Source organism: Rhodococcus sp. G6(2025) (assembly GCF_058628105.1).
In genome coordinates this window covers 1,769,038-1,791,261 of the sequence record NZ_CP179750.1, presented here as the reverse complement: position 1 = coordinate 1,791,261, position 22,224 = coordinate 1,769,038, and the positions used below count along the sequence as shown (strand labels likewise).

General features: G+C 68.5%; 23 protein-coding genes. 9 read left to right on the top strand and 14 right to left on the bottom strand.

What is annotated here, in order from left to right; translation table 11 throughout:
- Nucleotides 1-112 precede the first annotated feature (112 nt).
- Nucleotides 113-1,093, top strand: a complete 981-nt coding sequence (locus ACLIVD_RS08240) for a LacI family DNA-binding transcriptional regulator (RefSeq protein WP_491932861.1) — start codon at nt 113-115, stop codon at nt 1,091-1,093.
- Between the two features lie 15 nt (nt 1,094-1,108).
- Here the strand turns inward: ACLIVD_RS08240 and ACLIVD_RS08235 are convergent, their stop codons facing one another.
- Both ACLIVD_RS08235 and ACLIVD_RS08230 read right to left on the bottom strand, forming a co-directional pair.
- Entirely contained in the window at nt 1,109-1,474 is a 366-nt protein-coding gene (locus ACLIVD_RS08235) for a VOC family protein (RefSeq protein WP_280780691.1), read from the bottom strand.
- A 9-nt stretch (nt 1,475-1,483) separates the two neighbouring features.
- Complete coding sequence (locus ACLIVD_RS08230; RefSeq protein ID WP_491932245.1) at nt 1,484-2,404, bottom strand: LysR family transcriptional regulator; 921 nt, start codon at nt 2,402-2,404, stop codon at nt 1,484-1,486.
- A gap of 122 nt (nt 2,405-2,526) precedes the next feature.
- Between ACLIVD_RS08230 and ACLIVD_RS08225 the strand changes: the two genes are divergently transcribed.
- From ACLIVD_RS08225 to ACLIVD_RS08215, 3 genes are all read left to right on the top strand, one after another.
- A complete protein-coding gene (locus ACLIVD_RS08225) occupies nt 2,527-3,837 on the top strand; it encodes a CitMHS family transporter (protein ID WP_491932244.1) in 1,311 nt (436 codons plus the stop codon).
- Between the two features lie 67 nt (nt 3,838-3,904).
- Complete coding sequence (locus ACLIVD_RS08220) at nt 3,905-5,278, top strand: acyclic terpene utilization AtuA family protein (RefSeq protein WP_491932243.1); 1,374 nt, start codon at nt 3,905-3,907, stop codon at nt 5,276-5,278.
- Entirely contained in the window at nt 5,275-5,595 is a 321-nt protein-coding gene (locus ACLIVD_RS08215; RefSeq protein WP_283330936.1) for an AtuA-related protein, read from the top strand. The genes ACLIVD_RS08220 and ACLIVD_RS08215 overlap by 4 nt, the downstream gene beginning before the upstream one ends.
- 4 nt (nt 5,596-5,599) lie before the next feature.
- On the opposite strand, the gene ACLIVD_RS08210 is transcribed toward ACLIVD_RS08215, so the two are convergent.
- From ACLIVD_RS08210 to ACLIVD_RS08180, 7 genes are read right to left on the bottom strand one after another with little or no spacing between them, the layout of a single operon-like run.
- On the bottom strand, nt 5,600-6,994 hold the full coding sequence (locus ACLIVD_RS08210; RefSeq protein WP_491932242.1) for an AMP-binding protein: 1,395 nt from the start codon (nt 6,992-6,994) through the stop codon (nt 5,600-5,602).
- A complete protein-coding gene (locus ACLIVD_RS08205; protein ID WP_491932241.1) occupies nt 6,987-7,589 on the bottom strand; it encodes an energy-coupling factor transporter transmembrane component T family protein in 603 nt (200 codons plus the stop codon). Before ACLIVD_RS08205 ends, ACLIVD_RS08210 begins: the two co-directional genes overlap by 8 nt.
- On the bottom strand, nt 7,586-8,266 hold the full coding sequence (locus tag ACLIVD_RS08200) for an energy-coupling factor ABC transporter ATP-binding protein (RefSeq protein ID WP_009478291.1): 681 nt from the start codon (nt 8,264-8,266) through the stop codon (nt 7,586-7,588). Before ACLIVD_RS08200 ends, ACLIVD_RS08205 begins: the two co-directional genes overlap by 4 nt.
- Nucleotides 8,263-9,390 carry a thiolase family protein gene (locus tag ACLIVD_RS08195; RefSeq protein WP_491932240.1) on the bottom strand — a complete coding sequence of 376 codons (1,128 nt, stop codon included), beginning with the start codon at nt 9,388-9,390 and terminating at the stop codon, nt 8,263-8,265. The genes ACLIVD_RS08200 and ACLIVD_RS08195 overlap by 4 nt, the downstream gene beginning before the upstream one ends.
- The gene (locus tag ACLIVD_RS08190; protein ID WP_491932239.1) at nt 9,387-10,508 is read right to left on the bottom strand and encodes a class I adenylate-forming enzyme family protein; all 1,122 of its coding nucleotides are present in this window, start codon (nt 10,506-10,508) and stop codon (nt 9,387-9,389) included. Before ACLIVD_RS08190 ends, ACLIVD_RS08195 begins: the two co-directional genes overlap by 4 nt.
- Nucleotides 10,505-11,089 carry a biotin transporter BioY gene (locus tag ACLIVD_RS08185; protein WP_491932238.1) on the bottom strand — a complete coding sequence of 195 codons (585 nt, stop codon included), beginning with the start codon at nt 11,087-11,089 and terminating at the stop codon, nt 10,505-10,507. Before ACLIVD_RS08185 ends, ACLIVD_RS08190 begins: the two co-directional genes overlap by 4 nt.
- 41 nt (nt 11,090-11,130) lie before the next feature.
- Nucleotides 11,131-12,021 (bottom strand): EamA family transporter, encoded by an 891-nt coding sequence (locus ACLIVD_RS08180; RefSeq protein WP_491932237.1) that lies wholly within the window; start codon nt 12,019-12,021, stop codon nt 11,131-11,133.
- 83 nt (nt 12,022-12,104) lie between these two features.
- Between ACLIVD_RS08180 and ACLIVD_RS08175 the strand changes: the two genes are divergently transcribed.
- The gene (locus ACLIVD_RS08175) at nt 12,105-12,983 is read left to right on the top strand and encodes a LysR family transcriptional regulator (RefSeq protein ID WP_011597453.1); all 879 of its coding nucleotides are present in this window, start codon (nt 12,105-12,107) and stop codon (nt 12,981-12,983) included.
- Here the strand turns inward: ACLIVD_RS08175 and ACLIVD_RS08170 are convergent.
- On the bottom strand, nt 12,980-13,981 hold the full coding sequence (locus tag ACLIVD_RS08170; protein WP_317570037.1) for a sugar phosphate isomerase/epimerase family protein: 1,002 nt from the start codon (nt 13,979-13,981) through the stop codon (nt 12,980-12,982). The genes ACLIVD_RS08175 and ACLIVD_RS08170 overlap by 4 nt on opposite strands.
- A gap of 65 nt (nt 13,982-14,046) precedes the next feature.
- On the bottom strand, nt 14,047-15,225 hold the full coding sequence (locus tag ACLIVD_RS08165) for a Gfo/Idh/MocA family protein (protein WP_283330927.1): 1,179 nt from the start codon (nt 15,223-15,225) through the stop codon (nt 14,047-14,049).
- A 386-nt stretch (nt 15,226-15,611) separates the two neighbouring features.
- Between ACLIVD_RS08165 and ACLIVD_RS08160 the strand changes: the two genes are divergently transcribed.
- Nucleotides 15,612-16,682, top strand: a complete 1,071-nt coding sequence (locus ACLIVD_RS08160; RefSeq protein WP_491932236.1) for an FAD-dependent monooxygenase — start codon at nt 15,612-15,614, stop codon at nt 16,680-16,682.
- A 13-nt stretch (nt 16,683-16,695) separates the two neighbouring features.
- On the opposite strand, the gene ACLIVD_RS08155 is transcribed toward ACLIVD_RS08160, so the two are convergent.
- The gene (locus ACLIVD_RS08155; RefSeq protein WP_280780680.1) at nt 16,696-17,763 is read right to left on the bottom strand and encodes a LacI family DNA-binding transcriptional regulator; all 1,068 of its coding nucleotides are present in this window, start codon (nt 17,761-17,763) and stop codon (nt 16,696-16,698) included.
- A 281-nt stretch (nt 17,764-18,044) separates the two neighbouring features.
- On the opposite strand from ACLIVD_RS08155, the gene ACLIVD_RS08150 reads away from it, so the two are divergent.
- A complete protein-coding gene (locus ACLIVD_RS08150; protein WP_491932235.1) occupies nt 18,045-18,326 on the top strand; it encodes a hypothetical protein in 282 nt (93 codons plus the stop codon).
- 9 nt (nt 18,327-18,335) lie between these two features.
- On the opposite strand, the gene ACLIVD_RS08145 is transcribed toward ACLIVD_RS08150, so the two are convergent.
- Nucleotides 18,336-19,034, bottom strand: coding sequence for a GntR family transcriptional regulator (locus tag ACLIVD_RS08145; protein WP_317570034.1), 699 nt, complete (start codon nt 19,032-19,034; stop codon nt 18,336-18,338).
- A 93-nt stretch (nt 19,035-19,127) separates the two neighbouring features.
- On the opposite strand from ACLIVD_RS08145, the gene ACLIVD_RS08140 reads away from it, so the two are divergent.
- Nucleotides 19,128-20,246 carry an AbrB family transcriptional regulator gene (locus tag ACLIVD_RS08140; protein WP_491932234.1) on the top strand — a complete coding sequence of 373 codons (1,119 nt, stop codon included), beginning with the start codon at nt 19,128-19,130 and terminating at the stop codon, nt 20,244-20,246.
- Between the two features lie 206 nt (nt 20,247-20,452).
- Here ACLIVD_RS08140 and ACLIVD_RS08135 read toward each other — a convergent pair whose 3' ends face one another.
- Nucleotides 20,453-20,941: an FBP domain-containing protein gene (locus ACLIVD_RS08135; protein WP_491932233.1), complete on the bottom strand. Its 489-nt coding sequence runs from the start codon at nt 20,939-20,941 to the stop codon at nt 20,453-20,455.
- Between the two features lie 296 nt (nt 20,942-21,237).
- On the opposite strand from ACLIVD_RS08135, the gene ACLIVD_RS08130 reads away from it, so the two are divergent.
- Nucleotides 21,238-22,194 (top strand): glycosyltransferase family 2 protein, encoded by a 957-nt coding sequence (locus ACLIVD_RS08130; protein ID WP_283351655.1) that lies wholly within the window; start codon nt 21,238-21,240, stop codon nt 22,192-22,194.
- The last annotated feature ends 30 nt before the right edge of the window (nt 22,195-22,224 follow it).

Sequence of the window (22,224 nt, the reverse complement as noted above, 5' to 3'; positions counted from 1 at the left end):
TGCGATCATTGGTCAAGAGCAGCTTCGAGCGGACAGCGCGGGGCCCGGGAGGACAGGAGTCGTGCACGTGGTCGAACCGGTGGCGGGATCGACCGGTGGCGCCCGTCCGACGATGGGCGATGTGGCGCGAGCGGCAGGAGTCTCCACAGCGCTCGTCTCGATCGTGATGCGGGGAGTTCCCGGCGCCAGCGAGGCCACTCGCAGGCGGGTGCTCGACATCGCCGACGAGATGGGCTACGTCCCCGACCGTCGCGCACAGAAACTGCGCCAGGCCAGTTCCCGGTTGCTCGGAGTGGTGTTCGAACTGCAGCAGCCGTTCCACGGCGATGTCGTCGAACAGATCTACGCGGCGGCCACCCGCCGGGGATACGACGTGATGCTCAGCGCGGTCGCGCCGAGTCGTGCCGAGAAGGTCGCCGTCCAGGCGCTCTTGCGGGAGCGCTGCGAGGCCGCGATCCTCCTCGGCACCCGGTTCGACAGCGACGAGCTCGGCGCTCTGGCCGACCGCGTGCCCGCCCTCGTCGTGGCGCGCGCGAGCGGCCTGCCCGGAGTCGGTGCCGTGCGGGGCGACGACGTCGCCGGCATCACCCTGGCCGTCGACCACCTCACCGAACTCGGACACCGGAACATCGCGCACATCGACGGCGCCGACGCTCCCGGCGGTGCGGACCGGCGGGCCGGATTCCTGGCCGCGATGCACCGGCACGGACTGTCGGCTTCGGCAACGGTCGTGGCGGGCGGTACGACGGAAACCGAAGGCGCACAGGGCATGCACAAACTTCTGGAGATGGCCACTCCCCCGACCGCCGTCGTCGCCTTCAACGACCGGTGCGCCACCGGCGTGCTCGACCTACTGGTCCGCCGTGGCCGGGACGTGCCCGCGGACATCTCCGTCATGGGCTACGACGACTCCCGCCTGGCGAGGATTCCGCACGTGCAGATGACGACGATCTCCCAGGACGCGACGCACATGGCCGAGGCCGCCGTCGACGGAGCGCTGGCTCAGATCGCCGGCGACAAGGCCGTCGACCTCGTACTCGCGCCGCACCTCGTCCGCCGCGCGACCACCGGCCCTGTCGCACACCGCGACTAGATCCTCTGCCGGATACTAGGCCGACGACCAGACACCGAGTTCGTTGCCACTCGGATCGGTGAAGTGAAAGCGGCGCCCGCCGGGAAAGTCGTACGGGCCGTTGACGACGGTGCCACCGGCCGCCCGCACCGCATCCACCGACGCGTCGAGATCCACCGAGTACAGCAGCACCAGCGGTCCGCCTGCCGGCTTCCGTTCCGGAACCTGCAGCAGGCCGCCGACTTCCTCACCGTCCGCACCGACGATGCCCGCGTACTGCGGGCCGTAGGAGTTGAATTCCCAGCCGAATGCCGAGCGGTAGAACGCTTCCGCGTCCGCGAGGTCCGTGACCGACAACTCCACGTAGTTCAGTCGATGATGATCTGCGCGAGAAGGTGACATGCCGGAACTCTAGCCGGAATCGGTTCCTCGATCAGGAGTTCGGTCGGCGAGAAGCATGTTCACGAAACCGCGGGTGCTCGCCGTCTGGGGTCGGCCGGCGACCTGAACGAGGGAGATGGTGCGTTCGACCGTCGGCTGCAGGGGTATGTGGACGAGTCCGGCGAACGAGATCATGGGAAGCACGAGTTCGGGTACCGCGGTGACGCCGAGCCCGGCCGCCGCCAGTCCCGCTACCGCGCCGATGTTCTGCGCCTGCATGACGGGACCGAGTTCGATGCGTGCGTCCTCGACGGCCCGGCGGACGGGCGCCGCGATGCTGCTCTCGGGTCCGAACGCGATGAACGGCTGTCCGGCGAGATCCGACCACCGCAGTACCGGCCGGTCGGCGAACGGATGTGTCGGCGCGACAGCGCAATAGAAGGAGTCGCTCGTCAGGACGTCCTGCTGCAGGCCGGGCAGAAGGCCCGAGGTGGTGACAAGGGCGAGGTCGACCGTGCCCGAGTACACGGCGTCGAGAACCTCCTGACGTAGTCCGTCCCGGATCTGGAGGCGCACGTCGGGGTGCTGCTCGCGGAAGCTCACCACATACGGAGGAAGGAACGTGGCCGCGAGCGAGGGCAGGCATGCCACGGTCACGATTCCGCGGTCACCGGTGACGAATCGTTCGATCTGCGTGAGTCCGTCGTCGAAATCGTGGAGCATCCGCCGGGCGTGCTCGATGATCTCGTGCCCGTGCGTGGTCAGCTCGACACGGCGAGTGGTGCGTTCGAACAGCGTGACGTCGAGTCTGCGCTCGGCCTCGGCGACCGAGCGGCTCAGCGAGGACTGAGACACGTCGAGTGCGTGGGCCGCCGCGGTGAAGCTCGCGTAGTCGGCGATGGCGACGATGCTCCTCAGGTGAGAAATCCCGAGATTGATGCTCATGCGCATCAGTATGGCCGGTATTCATGCTGGGATATTCATGAGTTGAACTCATGAATCGATCATTCATTGATATTTGACGCACAATTGTGAGGCGCGCGACACTGGGATTCCATTTCGAAGGAGGTCACATGGTTGCCGCGCTCGGGTTCGCCACGATCGCTTGTTTCCTGGCGCTGGCGTTCAGCCGCCGGGTCTCGGTGCTCGTCGCACTGATCCTCGTTCCCGTCACGTTCGCGATCGTGGGCGGATGGGCACCCGACCTCGGGGAGATGGTGGGCGACGGGCTGCTGAAGGTCGCGCCCGTCGCCATCATGATCGCCTTCGCGGTCCTGTATTTCAGCCTGATGGTCGACGTGGGACTGTTCGATCCGGCGATCCGCCGGATCGTCCGGTGGGCAGGTGGCAATCCCACCAAGATCGCCGTCGGAACCGCGGTGCTGACCCTGCTCGTCGCGCTCGACGGTGACGGAACCTCGACCTTCCTGATCACCATCTCGGCGTTGCTGCCCATCTACCAGAAACTCGGGATGCGCCCGGTCGTCCTGACCGGCATCGTCTGCCTGGCCGCGGGACTGATGAACATGATTCCGTGGGGCGGCCCGACCGTCCGCGCCATGGCCGCGCTCGACCTGACCAGCGCCGACATCTTCACGCCGGTCCTGCCCGCGATGGGCGCCGGGATCCTGTGGGTCCTGTTCGCCGCCTACATGATCGGCCGCACGGAACGTAAGCGGCTCGGCGTCACCGAACTGGTGTCTCCCGGCGGCGGCGGTCCGGGCACGCCGCACGTCTCCGACGCGCCGGTGCGCACCGGTCGCCAACGGGTGGTGATGGCGTTCAATACCGTGCTCACCCTCGTCCTGATCGTGATCCTGCTGTTCCAGCTCGTGCCGCTGGAGGTGGCATTCGCCATCGCATTCGCACTTGCGCTCGCTGTCAACCGCCCGAAGTGGGACGACCAGCAGGCCCTGTTCGCGAAGCACGGCGGCAACGTCACCATGGTGGTGGCGATGATCCTTGCGGCAGGCGTGCTCACCGGAATCCTCAACGGCACCGGGATGATCACCGCGATGGCGCAGACCTTCGTCTCCTGGATTCCGCAGTCCGCCGGCTCTCTGATCCCCGTCATCACCGCCGTCACATCGATGCCGCTCAGTCTGGTCTTCACGCCGGACGCCTACTACTTCGGCGTCGTCCCGGTGCTCGCGGAAACCACGGCATCGTTCGGAGGCGACCCCGCGGAGATCGGCCGCGCCGCCATCCTCGGTCAGATGACCACCGGATTCCCGCTCAGCCCGCTGACCGCCGCGACGTTCATCCTGATCGGACTGAGCAAGGTGGACCTCGGCAAGCACCAGCGGTTCATCTTCGGCTGGGCCTTCGGGACCACCATCGTGATGACCGTGACGGCGCTGATCACCGGTGCCCTCTCGTTGTAATCGTCCGCGGCATCACCGCAGCCGAGCCACCCCACCACCCGTCGAACAAGCAAAGGACTTCGAGCCCGTGACACCATCGAGCACCCGCGACAGAGCCTCGCGGAGCGTGCGACTCGGCGCCGGATCCGGGTTCTCCGGGGATCGCATCGACCCCGCCGAGAAACTCGCCCGGCACGCCGACCTCGACTACCTGATCTTCGAATGCCTCGGCGAACGCACTGTCGCCGCCGGAAACGCGCGCCGACTGGAGAACCCGGACGAAGGATACGATCCGCTCCTCGCCGCACGCATGCGCGCGGTTCTCCCCCACACGCTCGCGTCCGGGACCACTGTGATCACCAATGCCGGTGCCGCGAACCCTCTCGCCGCCGCTGAACTGGTCTCCGGCATCGCGGCCCGGTCCGCCGACCGGCAGGTGCGCATCGCTGCGATCACGGGCGACGCGGTGCTCGAGCAGGTGCTGCGCCACGACCCCGTCGTGTGGGAGACCGGGAGACGACTGTCGGAGCACGATGAGGAACTCGTGTCCGCGAACGCGTACATCGGCGCGGAGGCCGTGATCCCCGCGCTCGAACTGGACGCCGACGTCGTCGTCACCGGGCGGCTGGCCGATCCTTCCCTCTACGTCGCCCCACTCGCCCACCACTTCGGATGGGACCTGGCCGACCACGACACCATCGGCGCCGCAACCGCGATCGGGCACCTGCTCGAGTGCGCCGGACAACTCACGGGCGGGTACTACGCGGATCCCGTCACCAAACCGGTGAAGGGCATGGCCGATCTCGGCTTCCCGTTCGCCGACGTCCTCGCCGACGGATCGGCGACGTTCGGCAAACTCGACGGGTCCGGCGGCATACTCACGGAACGAACCTGCGCCGAGCAGCTCCTGTACGAGGTGGGAGATCCCACCTCGTATCTCACGCCGGACGTCACCGCGGACTTCGGCAACGTGTCGTTCACCAGCGTCGGACCCGACCGGGTCGCCATCACCGGTGCGACGGGGCGCCCCCGGCCGCAGCAGCTGAAGGTCACCCTCGGCTTCCGTGGCGGCTGGCTCGGTGAGGGGCAGATCAGTTACGCGGGCCCGCGCGCCCACCCCCGCGCCCGGCTCGCCGCGGACATCGTCACCGAACGACTCGTCGACGTGCACGGTTTCACCGAGGACGCCGTCTCCGTCGAATACATCGGCGCCGGTGCGGCTTTCCGCGGCCTCGACACCGACACCGATGCGCACGAGGTGCGCGTGCGGGTGACCGCCCGCGCACGCACCCGCGAGGAAGCCGACCTCGTCGGCTGGGAAGTGGAAAGCCTGTACACCAACGGACCGGCCGGCGGGGGCGGCGCCCGGCGCTCGGCGACCGAGGTACTCGCGATCCGCTCGTGCACCCTCCCCCGCGACCTCGTGCCCACCCGGGTGCACCTCACGGAGGTGACGACATGACCACGCCCGCAACGGTTCAGAAGATGGACTCCCTCGCCGACGTTCGTGCCGGCGACAAGGGAGACACGCTCATCCTTGCCGTGCTGGCCCGGGACCACGCCGCCTACCGTTATCTCGCCCGGAGACTGACCGAAGACGTCGTCGCCGCCCACTACGGCGAGCTGATCACCGGTCCGGCCCGGCGCACCTGCCAGCCGAACCTGATGGCGATGGTGTTCGAGTTGCCGGGCGTCCTCGGCGGCGGCGTCACGGGTTCCCCCGCACTCGACGGACACGGCAAGACGCTGGGCTATCACCTGCTGAGCCTCGAAATCTGACGGGCTACACGGGATTCCGGTCCCGCGACGCCGACAGGGTGACGGCGAGCGCCTGACGATCGAGCTTGCCGCGCGGCGTGCGCGGCAAGCTGTCGACCGCGAGTACCTGAACCGGCATGCTCGGGCTGGGTAACGTGGCGCGCAGATGCCGCCAGATCTCGCTGGAACTCGGCCCGTCGCCGTCCACCACGATCGCGGCGGCCGGTGCCTCGCCCATCCGGCTGTCGGGCACTCCGATGCACGCAGCCTCCGAGACTCCGGGGAGTGCGGTCAACGCCGCCTCGATGGCCGCGGGTTCCACATTGAGCCCCGCCCGGATCACCGTGTCGCTGTCGCGGCCGAACAACTGCAGGCTGTTGCCCGCCACCCTGCCTCGGTCCCCCACGGTCATCCACCCGTCGGCGGGGCCGTTCAGCACGCCGTCCTCGGTGAGGTAGCCGTCGAACAGCATGTCGCTGCGCACGTGAACGAGGCCCGCGCGAATCTCTGCGTCGACGCCGTGGAACAGTTCGCCTGCCGCATGCTCGTCGGCGGCGCCGAGACCCCGGTCGAAGGACACGAAGCTCAGTTCGGAGGCGCCGTAGAAGTGCACGAGCGACGCCTTCGGCAGCACCTCCTGCAACGCCTCACGCCCGGTGCGCGGCCACCGGGCCGCCGACGACAGCACCTCACGGACGCTGCCGACCGGACCGATGCCCGACCGCACCACATCCCAGGCGATGGTGGGTACCGAGTACAGATGTGTCGCTGCGTCGCGCAGCGAGTGGGTGACCGGTCGCAGATCCACCGTCGCACCACGAGTGAGCCCGTGCAGCGCGCCGTACAGGAAATGGGTGTGGTCGAGAACTCCGGGCACCGCCACGCGATCCCCGCTGCCGATGTCGAACGTCGCGTCCGATCGGTCGAGGGTCGTGGCCCACGATCGCTGGTTGCGCACGAACAGCTTCGGCTCACCGGTGGTGCCGGACGTGATGCCGACCAGCAGTTCGGTGCCGGGACGCGCCCGGCCTGCGGTGCCGTCGGATTCGAGGCTGTCCGCCGTCTCGACGGTCCCGTCGAATCCCAGTCTCCGTAGCCTGGTGTGCTGGTGCGACGCGGCCACCACGGCGCCGGGTTTCGCGAGCTCGAGCACCCGCGTCAGCTGCGCGGGCAGGAGATGCCGATGCAGTAGCACGACGCTGACTCCCGCGTGCATCGCCGCCGTCACCACGACCAGCGACCCGACATCCGACGTCGGCAGCACGGCGACCCGATTCATGCCGTCGAGCCCGGCGGCGGTTCGTGTGACCCGCGACCAGAACCGGCCGTAGTCGACGGTCTCGCGTGCGGACACGACCGCTGTCGTCTCCGGGTTCTCGGCGGCCCGTCGAGCAACACGCTCGGCGAGCAGCTCAGTCATCGTCCACTCCCCGTGCGACGAGGGCGTCGCCCATCGCATCCGCGGTCCGGAGGGCGCGGACCAGAACCGGTGTGGCCAGCGCCGTCATCGACCATTGCAACCCGCGTGCCTTCCGCGCCTGCGCCACCTCCTGCACGATCCCCGTCAACAGCGGGATACACCGGATCGCCAACGCGAGCAGGAGTCCGATCCGATCCGGGTCGACCCCGAACCTCCGGAGGGGCCCGAGTGCGCGCGACACCGTGTCGAGCATGTCGGTGACCCGGGTGGTGAGCGTGACCAACGCGGCGAGCGCCACCGAGATCAGCAGCACCCCGCACACGACGACCGCCCGCGCGGGCGACGTGATCAGCACCTGGAACACGGCGATGATCAACAACATCCACACCACCGGACGCAACTGCGCCACCGCGACCCGCCACGGAATGGCAGCCACCGCAAATAGCAGGCCCACCACCAGGATGACGACACCGACCTCGAGCGGGGTGCGCACGAACACGGTGGCCGTGACGATCGACGCGACCAACAGCAGCAGTTTCAGCCCGGCGGGCATCCTGTGCAGGAGCGAGTCGCCCGGGCGGTACAGGCCGATCATTCGACCAACTGCCGGTACGCGGGGACGGCGTCGTCCGGGCTGCCGTCGAATGCGACGAGACCGTCGTCGATGACGATGACCCGTTCGAAACTCTCCAGCAGCGCCAGTTGGTGGGTCACGACGATCACCTGCTGGTCCATCGAATCGAGTGCTTCGGCGACGACGCGGGCGTTCCGCAGATCCAGCAGTGTTGTCGGCTCGTCGGCGATGATCACCTCGGGCCTGCGGATGAGGACGGCGCCGATGGCGAGCAGCTGCTTCTGGCCCCCGGACAGCAGGTGCGCGGGGTGATCGGCGTGCTGGTCGAGCCGGAACCGCACCAGGATCTCCTCGACGCGGGCGGCGATCTCCGGCTTGCTCAGACCGGACCGGCGCAGCGAGAACGCCAGGTCCTCGGACACCGTGGGCATGACGATCTGGGTGTCGGGGTCGGTGAACACGAACCCGACCTTGCGGCGCACCTGGGCGCCCTTTTTGGCGGCGTCGACACCGTCGACCGTGACGGTGCCGGAGGTGGGCTTCAGCAACCCGTTGATCATGCGGGCCAGGGTCGACTTGCCGGAACCGTTGGATCCGATGATGCCGACGCGGCGCTCGGAGAAGCGCAGGTCGACGCCGCGGAGCACCGGGCGGTCCCCGAAGGCATGGGTCACCGAATCGAAGACGATCTCACTCACGACACGCGCTCCACGAGCATCGCGATGCCCTGTCCGCCGCCGATGGCGCACGCCGCGAGCCCGAGCGCGGGTCCGTCCTCGCGCAACATCTGACTTGCCAAGCGCACCAGCAAGATCGCCCCCGACGCTCCCCATGGGTGTCCCATGGCGATGGCGCCGCCCTGTGGGCAGATCACGGATTCGTCCAGGCCGAGTTCGTCCGACACCGCCAGGACCACCGACGCGAAGGCCTCGGTGATCTCGACGACGCCCAGATCCGCCACGTCGTATCCGGTTCTCTTCAGGAGTTTGCGGATTGCGGGGACCGGTCCGAGTCCGGGCAGCGCCGGGTCCGATCCCGCGACGGCGGAACCGAGGATTCGCAACGCAGGCAGTCCGGCGGCCAGCGACTCCGTCGTCACCGCCAGCACGGCGGCGCCGTCCGAGATGCCGCAGGAGTTCCCCGCCGTGGCCGTTCCGCCCGCACCGAAGCTGGGGCGCAGCCGCGCGAGCCTGGCCTCGGTCATGCCTGCGCGAATGCGCTGGTCCCGCGCGATGTCACCGATCGGCACGATTTCCGACGAGAAGTCGGCGGCGGCCGCGAGCGTGTGCGACCGCGCCGCGTACGCGTCCTGCCGCTCACGGCTGATGCCGCGTACCCGCGCGAGATCGTCCGCGGCCGCCCCCATGTCGGGGTCGGGGAAGCCGTGCGGCGCAAAGGGAGCACGGGTGTAGCGCACCGGATCGGCGCCCGACACCGGCGGCCAGAACCGCCACGGCGCCGTGCTCGCCGATTCGACGCCGCCGGCCAGAATCAGCTCGTCGGCACCGCTGCGCACGCGGAGCGCGGCCTGCATCACCGCGTCGAGGCCGGAACCGCACTGCCGGTCGACGGTGACCCCGGGAACCTCCACGCCCATCCCCGCCTGCAGGGCCGCGACCCGCGCGGGATCACCGCCCGGCCCGAGGCAGTTGCCGAGGACGACGTCGTCGACCTCGGCGTCGAGGCCCGACTCCCGCAGCGACGTCAGAACGTCGCGCAGCACGGGGGCGGCCAGGTCGGTGGTGGTCAGATCGGCGAACCCGTGCCCGGCATTGCCGATCGGCGTCCGACGCGGCGCCACCAGAACAGGGACAGAGCTCATGCCAGCCAGTCTCTCACTCGACCTCGGGCGACCTTGCCACTGGCGGTCCGCGGCATCGCCTCGATCGGCACCCAGCGGCGGGGCAGGGCTTCCTTCGTCAGCGTCCGCCGTGCTCGGGAACGGACCTCACCGATCTCCGCGGTGCCGTCGAGCTCCACCACGGCGGTGACGGTCTCGCCGAGCACCGAATGCGGCGATCCGACGACGGCGGCCGCGGCGACACCGTCGAGCGTCTCGAGGATGCGCTCGACGTCCTCGGCAACCACCGTGGTGCCGCCGACGTTGATCGCGGATTCTCCCCGGCCGCGCACCGTCAGCTCGCCGTCGTCACCGAGTTCGGCCAGGTCACCGACGCCGAACCACTCCGGGACTCCGATCACGCTGTACGGCGACCGGACGTACAGCAGACCGTCGCGGATGTCGGCGTCGACGCCGTCGAGCAGCCGGAGCGGTTCGGGCACCCGGCGCGCCGCGACGAGGGAGAGTTCCGCGGCGCCGTAGTACTCGACGATCTCGATGCCGTCCGCCACCGCGCGGGCGCCGTCGTCCAGGGCGGTCCCGGCGACGATCGCCGTGCGCAGCTTCGGGGCCTTCCCCACCACCTCACGGAGAACGGCGGGAACGGCGTGCACCACCGTCGCCCGGGACGGGTCGTCGGTGACGCACGCCCCGCGCCAGAGTGCGTGCACGGCGCCGAACAGGTGCATCGTGGCGTGCAACGGGCCGGTGATCAGCACGTGGTCCGTCGCGTCGATGCCGGTGATCGCGGTGAAGGCGGGGAAGCTGTCGAACCAGGAGGCCGCGGTGCGCGCGAGCGGACGCGGGCTGCCGGTGGAGCCGGACGTCGCGACCAGCAGAAACGCGGACGGCGGAATCGCCGTGCGGTCCGGGCGCGCGTCGGGGTTCTCGACGATCACCGCCGTCCCCTGCCGCGCCGCCGCGCACACGCAGATCAGGGCGTCCGGGACCGGCAGCGTCGACGCGTCGTAGGCAGACGCACCCGAGCCGTGCTCGAGGATCCATCGGTCGATGGCACGGTCGAGTTCGGCGTAGGTGTAGGTGCGGTCTTCGAAATCGAGAGCGGGCTGATCGCCGGAGCCGCCGAGTTCGGAACTCACGTACGGATCAGGCCGGGGTACGCGCGATGCACGCTCTTGGCGACCACGGTCGCGACGACGACCTTGAGCAGGTCGCCGGGGATGAAGGCGAAGTTGGTGGTGATGGCGGCGCCGACACCCAGATCGGTGCGGAGCAGGAGTCCGACGGTGCCGAAGACGTAGATGACGACGATCCCGCCGAGGGCGTTGATCAGGAGACCGAGAACGGCCGGGTACTTCGGCAGGATCCGGGCGGTGAGGAGGCCGATGATCAGCGTCGCGGGAATCCAGCCGATGAGGTATCCGGCGCTCGGGCCTGCGAGCGCGGTCAGTCCGGTGCGGCCACCGGACAGCAGGGGCAGGCCGATGAGGGTCAGTGCGATGAAGACCGCGACGGCGGCTGTGCCCTTGCGAGCGCCGAGCACCGCGCCGGCGAGGATGACGCCGAGCGTCTGCAGTGTGATCGGCACTCCGCTGAAGCCGACCGTGATGGCGCCGGGCAGTCCCAGCGCCGCGATCAGCGCGGCGAAGACCGCGATCTGCGCCATGTCCCGCGCTGAAATACCGAGCCTCGACACCCGAGCACTCTCGACATCTGCCATGACGACTCCTCTTGCCTCAAACTTGAACGACGTTCAAGGTATCAGGTCGGGGCGGACAACGGTGCGGCAGACTCCGCGACGTCGCCCTGGTCGGGCGTCGTGCGCGCCCCGGCCCGCGCCGCTCCTATTCCCGCCGCGACCACGAAGCAGATACCGGCGACGGCCGCGTGGTCCGGAACCTGGTGCAACACCACGAGCCCGATGATCAACGCGAACGCCGGTTCCAGACTCATCAGCGTCCCGAACGCGGCGGTGTTCAGCCGGCGCAGGGCGAGCATCTCCAGCGTGAACGGCACGACCGGCAGCAGTATCGCCAAACCCAGCCCGATGATCAACAGGTCCGGCGTCATCTTTCCGAGCATCGACGGCCCGCCCACCGCAGTCGCGACCAACCCGGCGACCGGCATGGACACCGCGAGCCCGTTGAGACCGGCCACCTCGTCGCCCACGCGCTGGGTGAGCACGATGTAGAGGGCCCAGCACGCGGCAGCGCCCAGCGCGAACAGGATTCCGACCGGGTCGACGCCGCCGGCCCAGGGTTGCGTCAGCAGCAGCACCCCGACGGCCGCCAGTGCCGGCCATTTCAGGCGCCCGCGTCCGTGCAGAACAGCGACGCCGAGGGGCCCGAGGAACTCGATCGCGCTGGCGGTTCCCAGCGGGATCCGGTCCACCGCGGCCATGAACAGCAGGGTGACCGCCGCCGTGACCACTCCGAGCAGGACACACGCGCCGAGCGACGAACGCGTGAACGCCTTCGGACGAGGCCGCACGATCACGGCCAGCAACACCCCCGCCCATGCCAGGCGCAACCAGGCGGCACCCTCGGCGCCGACGCGTTCGGACACGCCGACCGAGATCGCGAGTCCGCTCTGTACGCACAGCATCGAGGTCAGCGCCATCGTCGCGCCGACGTGGGTCGAGTTCCTGGTCATGCCTGCATTGAATGACACCTCGACCGTTCACGTCCACGTGACTTTCATGGACAAACCGTTCGGATATCGCGAACAATACGTGGGTGGATACCCGACGCCTCCATCTCCTGCTCGAGCTCTCCCGTCTCGGCTCCATGCGCGAGGTCGCCGAGACACACCGGCTGACCACCTCGACCGTCTCCCAGCAGATCGCCGCACTCGCGAAGGAGACGGGTGCGCAGCTCGTCGAACCGACCGGCCGCCGGGTGCGGCTCACCCCGGCCGGTCGCCGGCTGGCCGACCACGCCGTCACCATCCTGGCGGCCGTCGACGCCGCCCGGCTCGACCTCGACCCCCACGCCGAGCCGGTCGGCACCCTGCGCGTCGGGGGCTTCGCGACGGGCATCCGGGTGTCGCTGCTCCCGGTCGTCGCCGAACTGGCCCGCACCCACACGCAGGTGGACGTGGTGATCAGCGAATACGAGCCGGTCGAGGCGTTCGCGTTGCTCGCCGACGACGAACTCGATCTCGCACTGACCTACGACTACAACCTGGCACCGGCATCCCCCGGCACCGCGCTCGAGGCCGTCCCGTTGTGGTCGACTCCCTGGGGACTCGGCGTCCCCGCGCCCGCCGGCGACGAACCCGCAGACGTCGCCGCCTACGCCGGTTCGCCCTGGATCGTGAACTCCCGCAACACCGCCGACGAGGACGCCGTCCGCACCCTGGCCTCGCTCGCGGGATTCACACCGCAGATCGCCCACCAGATCGACAGCCTCGACCTCGTCGAGGACCTCGTCGCCGCCGGCTACGGGGTGGGTCTGCTGCCCGCCGACCGTCCCACGCGCAAGGAAGTCACGGTCCGCCCGCTCACCAACCCGAAGGTCGTGCTGACGGCCTACGCCGTGACCCGTCGTGGGAGGTCGACCTGGCCGCCGCTCCGGTTGGTCCTCGACCGCCTGGCCGCCGTCACCGGTTTCTAGCGGGAGGCCACCGCGGAAGCCGCGTCCTTCAGGGTGCGGGCGGCGACCTGCAGTCCTTCGAGCTGTCCCAGTTCGACGTCCTCGTGTTCGATGTTGACCGCCATGTCAGGGTCGACCCGCTGTAGCGCGGCGAGGAAACGGGACCAGAAATCGACGTCGTGTCCGCGGCCGACGGCGACGAAGTCCCACGCCGAGTCCTCGGGCCACTTGTTGACCACGTGCTTGCCACCGAGTCCGGTGGGGTTCTGGTCGGCCGGGATCCGGGTGAACCGGTCGTCGAGAACACCGTAGATCTTGCAGTTCTCGTTGATCCGGGTGTCCTTCGCGGCGGCGTGGAAGACGAGGTCGCCGAGCCAGTCGACAGCGGCGACCGGATCGATGCCCTGCCAGAACAGGTGCGACGGGTCCATCTCGGCGCCGACGTTCGTCGCACCGGTCTTCTCGACCAGACGCTTCAGGGTCGGCGGGTTGAACACCAGGTTCTGCGGATGCATCTCGATCGCGACCTTGACACCGTTCTCACGGGCGAGCGCGTCGATCTCCTTCCAGAACGGCACCGCCACCTGATCCCACTGGTAGTCGAGGGAGTCGAGATAGCCGCTGTCCCATGTGTTCACGTGCCATGCCGGCCACTGGCCGCCGGCGTGCGCGGCGGGCAGCCCGGACATCGTGACCACCCGATCCACACCGAGCAGGCCCGCCACCTTGATGGCGTTGCGCAGGTCCTCGGCGTCCTCGGGGCCCACCTCGGGATCCGCGTGCAGCGGGTTGCCGTTGCAGTTCAGCCCGGCGATGGAGACGCCGGTCTCGTCGAAGACCTTCAGGTAGTCCTGCGGCGACACCTCGCCGGAGAGGAGTTCCTTGACGGGCAGGTGCGGGGTGGGCAGGAAGCCGCCCGCGTTGATCTCCGCGCCCTCGAGCCCGAGGGACGCGATGGTCTCCAGCGCCTCGCGCAGGCTGCGGTCGTGCAGGACGGCGGTGTACACACCGAGTTTCATGAGGGTTCCTTGCGTGGTGGGAAGAAGTTGCGGTTCAGTAGTTTTGCGGTTCAGGGTTGTGCGGTTCAGCCGATCTTGACGGCTGCTCCGTCGGCGCGGGCGGACTCCGCGACGGCGGTGACGATCTGCATGCCGCGCAGGGCGTGGGCGAAGGACGGCAGCGGGCCGAGGACGTCGATGCCGGCGATCTGGTCGAGGAACGCCCGGGCCTGGTAGGCGAAGAACTCCGCCTTGCCGTGGCCGACTCCGCCGGCATCCATCGGCAGGCCACCCTGGATGTACGGGTGCTGCGGTCCGATGATCACCCGACGCTGACCGTTCACGGTGCGGTCGAGGCCCTCGCTGGACACCGAGAATTCCGCGGCGCGAGCCAGGTCGAACGCCGCGGAGCCGGACGTCCCGAACAGCTCGAAACCGAGTCCGTCCGGAAGCTGGTGCGCGACACGGGAAGCGGAGAACGTGCCGACCGCGCCGTTTTGGAAGCGCGCCGTGAACGTCGCGAGGTCCTCGTTCTCGACGGGTGCCATCTCACCGGTGGTCTCGGCCTTGGTGTGGCCGTAGGTGACTCCGGCAGGCACGGGACGCTCCGTGATCACCGTGGTGAAGGTCGCGCCACTGATCTCGACGATCGGCCCGCAGACGAATTCGGCCATGTCGAGCAGGTGGCTGCCGACGTCTGCCAGCGCGCCGGTTCCGGGACCTCCGCGGTACCGCCAGGTGATCGGCGAAGCGGGGTCGAGGCCGTAGTCGCACCAGTAGTGCCCGTTGAAGTGGATGATGTCGCCGAGGCGGCCCGTCGCGAGTTCGTCGCGGATCGCCTGGATGGCCGGCGACCGGCGGTAGGTGTACCCGACGGTCGCGATCGTGTCGGCGTCCGCGGCGGCCGCGACCATGGCCTCGGCGTCCGCGATGGACCCGGCCAGGGGCTTCTCGCACAGCACGTGCTTCCCGGCAGCGAGGAGGCCTTCGACGATCTCCCGGTGCAACTGGTTCGCGACGACGACGCTCACTGCGTCGATGTCCGGCGATTCGGCGATGGCCTGCCAGCTGTACTCGGCCCGCTCGTACCCGTACCGCTTCGCGGTGTCGTCGGCGACTGCCTGGTTGGTGTCGGCAATCGCGACCAGACGCACGTCGGGGCGGTCGGTTCCGAACAGCGTCGACGCCATGCGATATCCGGCGGCGTGTGCTCGTCCGGCCATGCCGCCGCCGATGACGGCGACACCGATCGAGTTGGAAGTCATGAGTGGAAGCCTTTCGGTGTGATGTTGACCCGGCGGGAGTGCACGTCGGCTACCCACAGACACCCGCACGAGTGTGAAGACGCCCTCCGGCTAGTTCGGTCTATTTAACCGGTCTAGTACGACTACTATGAGCTGAGTCACGACACCCTGTCAACCCCGCCCCGGCGGGCCGGCTAACAGGCCGCACCCCTTGACGAACGCCCCCTTCCTGCGCCGCACACTGAACAGACTTTCACTGAGTGTCGATTCAGTGAATAACAGTTCACGAGGGAGCGTGGAGGCCATCGTCGCAGGCGGAGGTGTGTCCGGGACCGCGACTGCAATCGCATTGCGCCGCATCGGTTTCGACGTCACCCTCTACGAAACACACCCCGCCGGTAGGACAGGTGGGCTCATTTCTGAGTCTGGCATCCAACGGACTGCGGGGGCTGGAGGCGCTCGGTTGCCTGGACCAGGTGCAGCAGGCCGGTTTCGCGGTGCCCACTCAGAGAATGTGGTCCGGTACGGGCAGGCTGCTCGCGGAAGTTCCGCGCGGACGGCTGTCGGGGGATCCGCTGTTCAGCGCGACGCTGATGCGCGATTCCCTGGTCGAGGTGCTGCGGAAGTGCGCAACGCAGGCCGGTGTACGGATCGTCACCGGCCGCCGACTGGTAGCCGCCGAGCCCGTGGGCGACGGTATCCGCGCGCAGTTTGCCGACGGTTCCAGCGCACGCGCCGACCTGCTGGTCGGTGCCGACGGTCTCTGGTCGGCTACTCGGTCGGTCCTCGATCCGGGCGTGCCCCGACCCGTATACGGCGGGCTCTACAGCGTCTCGGGCGTCGCCGACGGCGTCCCGGCCGAGGCCGGCACGTTCAACATGGTCTTCGCGCGCTGCGGCGCCTTTCTCCACATCCCGGCTCCGGACGGAACCGTGTGGTGGTCCGCGCAGGTTGCCGATCCCCGGCCACCGAAACCGACAGATATCGGCGACGACCGGTGGCTCGACCGACTCGCCGAGCTGTACCGGTTCGAGCCGAAGGCGCTCGAGATCATCAGGGCGACCACGCAATTGCACCGTCCGACGCTCATGCACACGCTGGCCGAAGTCCCCATCTGGCACGACGAACGCGTCGTCCTCGTCGGCGACGCCGCCCACCCGGTCGGCGCGGGGCAGGGCGTCTCCATGGCCATCGAAGACGCCGTGGTCCTGGCTCGGGCACTCGCCGATGCCGACTCGACCGGGGAAGGTTTCGCCGAGTACCACCGGCTCCGCCGCGCCCGAATCGGGAAGATGGCCAAGGCGGCCCGCACCAACCGCGACGCCAAGACCAGCGGCCCGATCGCGCGCCGGTTTCGCGACCTCGTCATGCCGGTCGCCTTCGGGCACTTCTACGAAAGGGCCACCACCTGGCTCTACACCCACGATCTGGGCACATTGCCCGCGCAGGCGGTGCAAACCCGGCCCGCCGAACACTGACGGCCGTCGCAGGTCAGGACACGCCCGACCGGGATCCTTCCATCGGCTCGGGCGCGGGCCCGGTGGTACGGCGCGCGACGAGCCGCGGGCGGAGGACGGTAGCCACCGATTCGGTCCTCCCCCGGTCCAGCCGCTGGATGACCGCATCCACCGCGGTGGCGGCCTGCTCCCGCGGTTGCTGATTGACCGACGTCAGATCGATGTGCGCCAGCTGGGCGAGCACGCTGTCGTCGTATCCGGAGACCGAGACGTCTTCGGGGATCCGCACACCCCGGCTGCGCAGTTCGCCGATCAGCCCGATGGCACTGCGGTCGTTGGCCGCGATCACCGCGGTGGGAAGTTGCGACCGCCCGAGCAGAGTGCCCGCGGCGACCGTTCCGGCGCTGTCGGTGAAATCGCCCTCGACGACGTCGATATCGAGTCCGTGACGACGCATGGCACGGGTGTATCCCGACCTCCGGTCGGCTGCAATCGTGCCCGTACCACCGCTGAGGTGCGTGATCCGGCGGTGTCCCAGCTCCACGAGATGGTCGACGACCGTGCCGATCCCCTTGCCGTCCGCCGTCCGCACGACGTCGACGGCGCCGTCACCGACGCGGCGACCGACCACGACCACCGGTACCCGCTCCCCGAGCGTGTCGAGCACGTCGGTGCCGAGTTCGGTGCCGAGCAGGATCAAGGCTTCGCAGCGGAAATCGAGCAGCGTTTCGACGACTTTCGGTTCGGCGTGCGTGGGAGTCAGGGCGCCGAGCACCACCTCGTACCCGTGCTCGTCGGCGGCGGCGACGATGTACTCGACCATCTCGGCGTGGAAGCTGTTGCGAATATCCGCCATCACACCCACGAGGTGGGTTCGCCGGAGCGACATCAGTGCGGCCGTACGGTTCGGTCGGTACCCGAGCTCGTCCGCGACGTCGAGGACCCGCTTCCGCGTCTCCGCACTCGGCCCGGGAACACGCCGAAACACCATGGAGACCAATGCCTTCGACACGCCCACCCGGTCGGCGATGTCCTGCATGGTGACGGCCTGCCGGGGCATCGGAACGGAGCCGCCACTCCGGGCGTCGTCGTCGCTTCGCATGTGCAGGCCCTTTCGCTCGCCGAGCACGAGGCACACCCAGAGTATCCGACATAGACCGAAGTACTAGACCGGGCTACCTACCCGAACGCAGCTATCCGGCGGGCGCACGCGCGACGTTCGGTGTTCCGGGCGCCGGCGAGCACGAGCGCTCCCTGCACGAAGCGGCGGAGCGGATCACAGAACACTGACCGGACCTGACATCCCGAACACCGGCGCCGATCTCAGCCAGTAGTTACTTCGACCGCTACTGGGAGTTCCTGCTCTACGGTCTCGGCGCGGTGGTGATCGCCGCGATCATCGCGTATCCGTTCGCGATGAACTTCGCTCACCGCGCGGCCACGCTCGTCGTCCGGTACGTCAGCCACGAGGCGATCATCGCCACGTTCACCGGCCTGGTCGTCGTCATCAGCGTCTGGGAGGGCGGCATCCTCGGCCTCGCCGTCACCCTCACCGTCGGACTCGTCGGAGGCCTGCTGTCGCGGGCGTTCAAGATCCACGCAGGCGTCCTGTTCATGGGGTACTACGTGGCAGTCCTCAGCGTCCCCGCCATCCTCGCCCTCTGACCGCGCCGACTACGCGGTGATCAGGTCGATGGCGACGGCCGCTCCCTGCGGATCGACGACCGCGTCGAGAATGGTCTTCTGCGTCTGGGTCAGGTGCTCGGTGCAGGCAGCGGCAGCCGCCGGCCCGTCGCCGGCGAGGATCGCACGGCACATCGACAGGTGCTCCGCCAGCGAGACGTCCAGACGAGCCGGGCGGGAGTGGGCGATGTTGCGCAGCCTCTCCGTGTGCGGCCGGAGTTCGGCAATCGATCGGGCCAGATGCGCGTTCCGGGTGTGCGCGATCACGGCCTGGTCGTACGTTTCCGTGAGTTCGTAGAAACGATCTCGCCGGGACTCGGACGGGGCCTCCTCGGAGATCGCCCCGAGTGCGTCCGCTACCTCTTCGAACTGCTGCCGGGCCGCGGCGTCCCGGGCGACGGCCTCGGCGACAATGCGCGCGGCGGCCGCCTCGAGCAGGATGCGTAGCTCGAACAGGTCCCGAACGCTTTTGATCGAGATGGGAGCGACCCGTGCGCCCTGCCGGTCGATGAGCGAGACCAGCCCCTCCCCCTCGAGCCGAAGGAAGGCCTGGCGAACCGGGGTGCGAGACGCCGAGAACCGCGCGCCCACGTCGATGGCACTCAGCGACTGGCCCGGGGACAGGGACCCGTTCAGGATGTCCTGCCTGAGCTGCTCGTATACCTGCTCGCTCTTGCTCCCACCCGTCATGCATACATCCTAACGTTCGCAGTGGAATCCGTTAAGGTATACATTGATGCACACCATAGAGCAGGGACAGCATCCCGGAGTAGGCGTCCACCCGTGAACGACGTGCAATCCCCCGAACGATCCGTGCCGACGCGCACGGCCGCACTGCGTCGTCACGGACTCCGATGGTTCGCACTGATCGCACTCTCGATCGGCGGCTGGGCGGTCGGCGAGAGCGTCGGGCTGACGGCGGCCGGACTCTTCTCGGCTCTGATCGTCGGGGCGACCCTGGCCGTCACCGGCTGGGGCCCGTCCCGCGTGCCCCACCCGCTGGGAAAGCTTGCCCAGGGAGTGCTGGCGAGCGCGGTCGGGCTGATGGTGCACCGGGACACAATCGCCGCCCTGGGCTCGATGTGGGTGCCGGTGGTCTCGATCGCGGCCGCGACTCTCGCGCTCAGCGTGGCGGCCGGCGCCCTCCTCGCGCTGCACCGTGACGTGGACGCGGTGACCGGATCCCTCTCCATGACTGCGGGCGGCGCCACCGGACTCGTGGCGATGGCCCGCGAACTCGGCGGCGACGACCGGGTCGTCGCAGTGGTGCAGTACCTGAGGGTGGCGCTCGTCGTCGTGTCGATGCCGATGATCGTCACGTTCGGTTTCCGCGCCGATACCGGCACGGACACCGTGACAGGCACCGATGCCGGCGGGTCCGAATGGTATGTGGCCCTACCATTCCTGGCACTGTTCATCGTGGGCGGCACCGCCGTGGCGTCACTCGTGCGACTACCCGCTCCCGCGACGCTGGGTCCGCTGGCCGTGAGCGCCGGGTTCGAACTCGGCGGCTGGAGCGACGCGGTCGCGGTCCCGCCGATGCTGATGACCGGCGCGTTGATTCTCATCGGCTGGCAGGCCGGGCTCGCGTTCGACCGGGCGAGCCTGCGGGCGATCGGACGAATCCTGCCGTATGCGGCGCTGCTCACGCTGCTGGTCGGGGCGGCCTGCGCCGGCTTGGGCGTCCTCCTCTCCCACCTCACCGGTGTGAGCCTCCTCGAGGCCTATCTCGCCACCACGCCCGGTGGCCTGGCGGCGGTGCTGGCCGTCTCGGCGTCCACCGCCTCCAACGTCACGTTCGTCGCGGCCGCGCAGGTGTTGCGCCTGGTCATCATGCTCGTCACCACCCCGATCATGGCGAAGGCGTTTGCCCACTTCAGTTCTCGGCGTCGACGAGCGTAGTTCGGGAATCCTCTCCGGACAGCACGGTCCGGCCTGCGTCCGGGCCGTCTCGACCGGAGAGGATTCCGGACACCCCGAGTGTCGTTGCAGTGTCTCCGGACTCGGGGTGCACCGGGAAGCGGGTTCCTCGAATGTCGGCGCATGGCATCTACCTCCGATTCTTGTCGGCAGCTACCGGGCTGCACGGTGGGTGGGTGTCGGATCGGTCAGCCGTAGACCCTCGAGATGAAGGCATCGAGGTTGTCGCGGACCCGCTCGATCCTCTCCTCGGGCTCGAGATCCTCGCGATACTGCCTGCCCAGCGCGGGCGACTTCTTCCGGCGCGCGTAGAGCGAGCACGCGAGATCGGCACACATGTAGGTGCCGATCGAGTTGCCCCGGCGTCCGGATTCACCCGACTTGCGGGCGGTCATCAGCGAGACGCCGCCATTGGCGTGCGTGGTCATACAGACCGTGCACATTTGCGCGCGGCGATAACCGCCCGTTTCGTAGCGCAGCGCGACGCCGACCAGACCGCCGTCCCGTGGCACGACCACATAGCAGCGGCAGGGAAACGACGGGTCACCCCAGCCGAGGAAGTCGAGATCGTCCCAGGGCCGATCGTCCAGGTCACGAGGGACGGGCAGACGCTTGGCGTCGCCTTTGGAGCAGTTGATGAACGACGACCTGATGTCGCGTTCGGTGACGGGTTCCATGACGAGATGAACTCCTTCTGTCGACGGGTTACAAAGCCACGTGACAATACGGACCGCAGTGAGGTCGAGCAACGGATTTTCGACGGTCCAGGTTTCGCGGGGCGCGCTCCGCCCGGCGCAGGCAACGGGAACCATATTCAGAAAAACCCGGACGCAGTTGAGTAATTCTTTCAATAACAGGGGAAAGGTATGTTTCTGGCATCGAATGTGGAACACTGGTCTGATCGGAACCCAAGCCGAGAACGCTGTAACCACGGTGCGAATCGGTGGGTGCGGGGCCGGGGTGGGAGAACAGCATGGTGACGAATTCGGACGCCGCGCACACGTCGAGGCGCGAGGCCGGCACGGAGTCCGTACCGGGCCGCGACCGGGAGCGACCACCGACCGTTTCGCTGTGTATTCCTGCCTATCAGGCGGAGCGTCATCTGCAGACGACGCTCGACAGCGTTCTGGCGCAGACCTTCACCGACCTGGAAGTCGTGATCGTCGACAACCACAGTTCGGACGGCACCCGCGATATCCTGGAAAACGTCCACGACGACCGCGTCCGGATTATCCGGAACGCGGCGACGGTGCCGATGGTGGACAATTTCAACCTCGCGATACGCGAGAGCCGAGGACGGTTCGTCAAGCTGATCTGCGCCGACGACACGATCGAGCCCGATTGTGTCGCAACACAAGCCGCGGTGCTCGAGGCCGACGACGGCGTGGCGCTGGTGTCCGTGCGAACCGATTTCATCGACGACGAGGGCGTGCTGCTGCGGCCGGCCCGGGGGCTCGGGGGAATCGTCGGGCACAATTCTGGACAAACGGTAGTCCGGCGAATCGTCCGGAGCGGAAGCAACCCCGTCGGCCCCCCGGTGGCCGGGATGTTCCGCCGGGTCGATTTCGACCGGTGCGGCGGCTTCCGGGGCGAGCTTCTCTTTCCGATGGAGCTCGACCTCTGGTCGCGGCTCGTTCGAAAGGGTGACTTCGTCGGTGTGCCGCGCACGCTGGCATCCTTCCGGATCGGCAGCGATTCGAACACCGCATTGACCTCGGCACGTTCACAACTCGCCCAGCAGCTCGAGTTCACGAGTCGATTGATCCACGATCCCGAATGGCAGATCCCGCTGTCCGACCGAGTACTCGGCCGGATCAACTCGTATGACATGCAGATGCGGCGAAGTCTGCTGTTCGCTCTCAGCGCGCTCCGTGCATCGAGACGTCGGCGCGCGCTCGGATCGGAGAAGGGCCGCGAACGGCCGGGGTGAATCCTCTTGGACACGAACAGATCACCGCAA

Coding starts and splice junctions, on each gene's coding strand:
- ACLIVD_RS08145 (WP_317570034.1), bottom strand. CDS start 19,034: ATGACGGGTGGGAGCAAGAGCGAGCAGGTATACGAGCAGCTCAGGCAG.
- ACLIVD_RS08195 (WP_491932240.1), bottom strand. CDS start 9,390: ATGAGCTCTGTCCCTGTTCTGGTGGCGCCGCGTCGGACGCCGATCGGC.
- ACLIVD_RS08230 (WP_491932245.1), bottom strand. CDS start 2,404: ATGCGCATGAGCATCAATCTCGGGATTTCTCACCTGAGGAGCATCGTC.
- ACLIVD_RS08180 (WP_491932237.1), bottom strand. CDS start 12,021: ATGACCAGGAACTCGACCCACGTCGGCGCGACGATGGCGCTGACCTCG.
- ACLIVD_RS08185 (WP_491932238.1), bottom strand. CDS start 11,089: ATGGCAGATGTCGAGAGTGCTCGGGTGTCGAGGCTCGGTATTTCAGCG.
- ACLIVD_RS08240 (WP_491932861.1), top strand. CDS start 113: ATGGGCGATGTGGCGCGAGCGGCAGGAGTCTCCACAGCGCTCGTCTCG.
- ACLIVD_RS08155 (WP_280780680.1), bottom strand. CDS start 17,763: ATGCGAAGCGACGACGACGCCCGGAGTGGCGGCTCCGTTCCGATGCCC.
- ACLIVD_RS08170 (WP_317570037.1), bottom strand. CDS start 13,981: ATGAAACTCGGTGTGTACACCGCCGTCCTGCACGACCGCAGCCTGCGC.
- ACLIVD_RS08135 (WP_491932233.1), bottom strand. CDS start 20,941: ATGGAACCCGTCACCGAACGCGACATCAGGTCGTCGTTCATCAACTGC.
- ACLIVD_RS08210 (WP_491932242.1), bottom strand. CDS start 6,994: ATGACTGAGCTGCTCGCCGAGCGTGTTGCTCGACGGGCCGCCGAGAAC.
- ACLIVD_RS08205 (WP_491932241.1), bottom strand. CDS start 7,589: ATGATCGGCCTGTACCGCCCGGGCGACTCGCTCCTGCACAGGATGCCC.
- ACLIVD_RS08225 (WP_491932244.1), top strand. CDS start 2,527: ATGGTTGCCGCGCTCGGGTTCGCCACGATCGCTTGTTTCCTGGCGCTG.
- ACLIVD_RS08165 (WP_283330927.1), bottom strand. CDS start 15,225: ATGACTTCCAACTCGATCGGTGTCGCCGTCATCGGCGGCGGCATGGCC.
- ACLIVD_RS08235 (WP_280780691.1), bottom strand. CDS start 1,474: ATGTCACCTTCTCGCGCAGATCATCATCGACTGAACTACGTGGAGTTG.
- ACLIVD_RS08130 (WP_283351655.1), top strand. CDS start 21,238: ATGGTGACGAATTCGGACGCCGCGCACACGTCGAGGCGCGAGGCCGGC.
- ACLIVD_RS08215 (WP_283330936.1), top strand. CDS start 5,275: ATGACCACGCCCGCAACGGTTCAGAAGATGGACTCCCTCGCCGACGTT.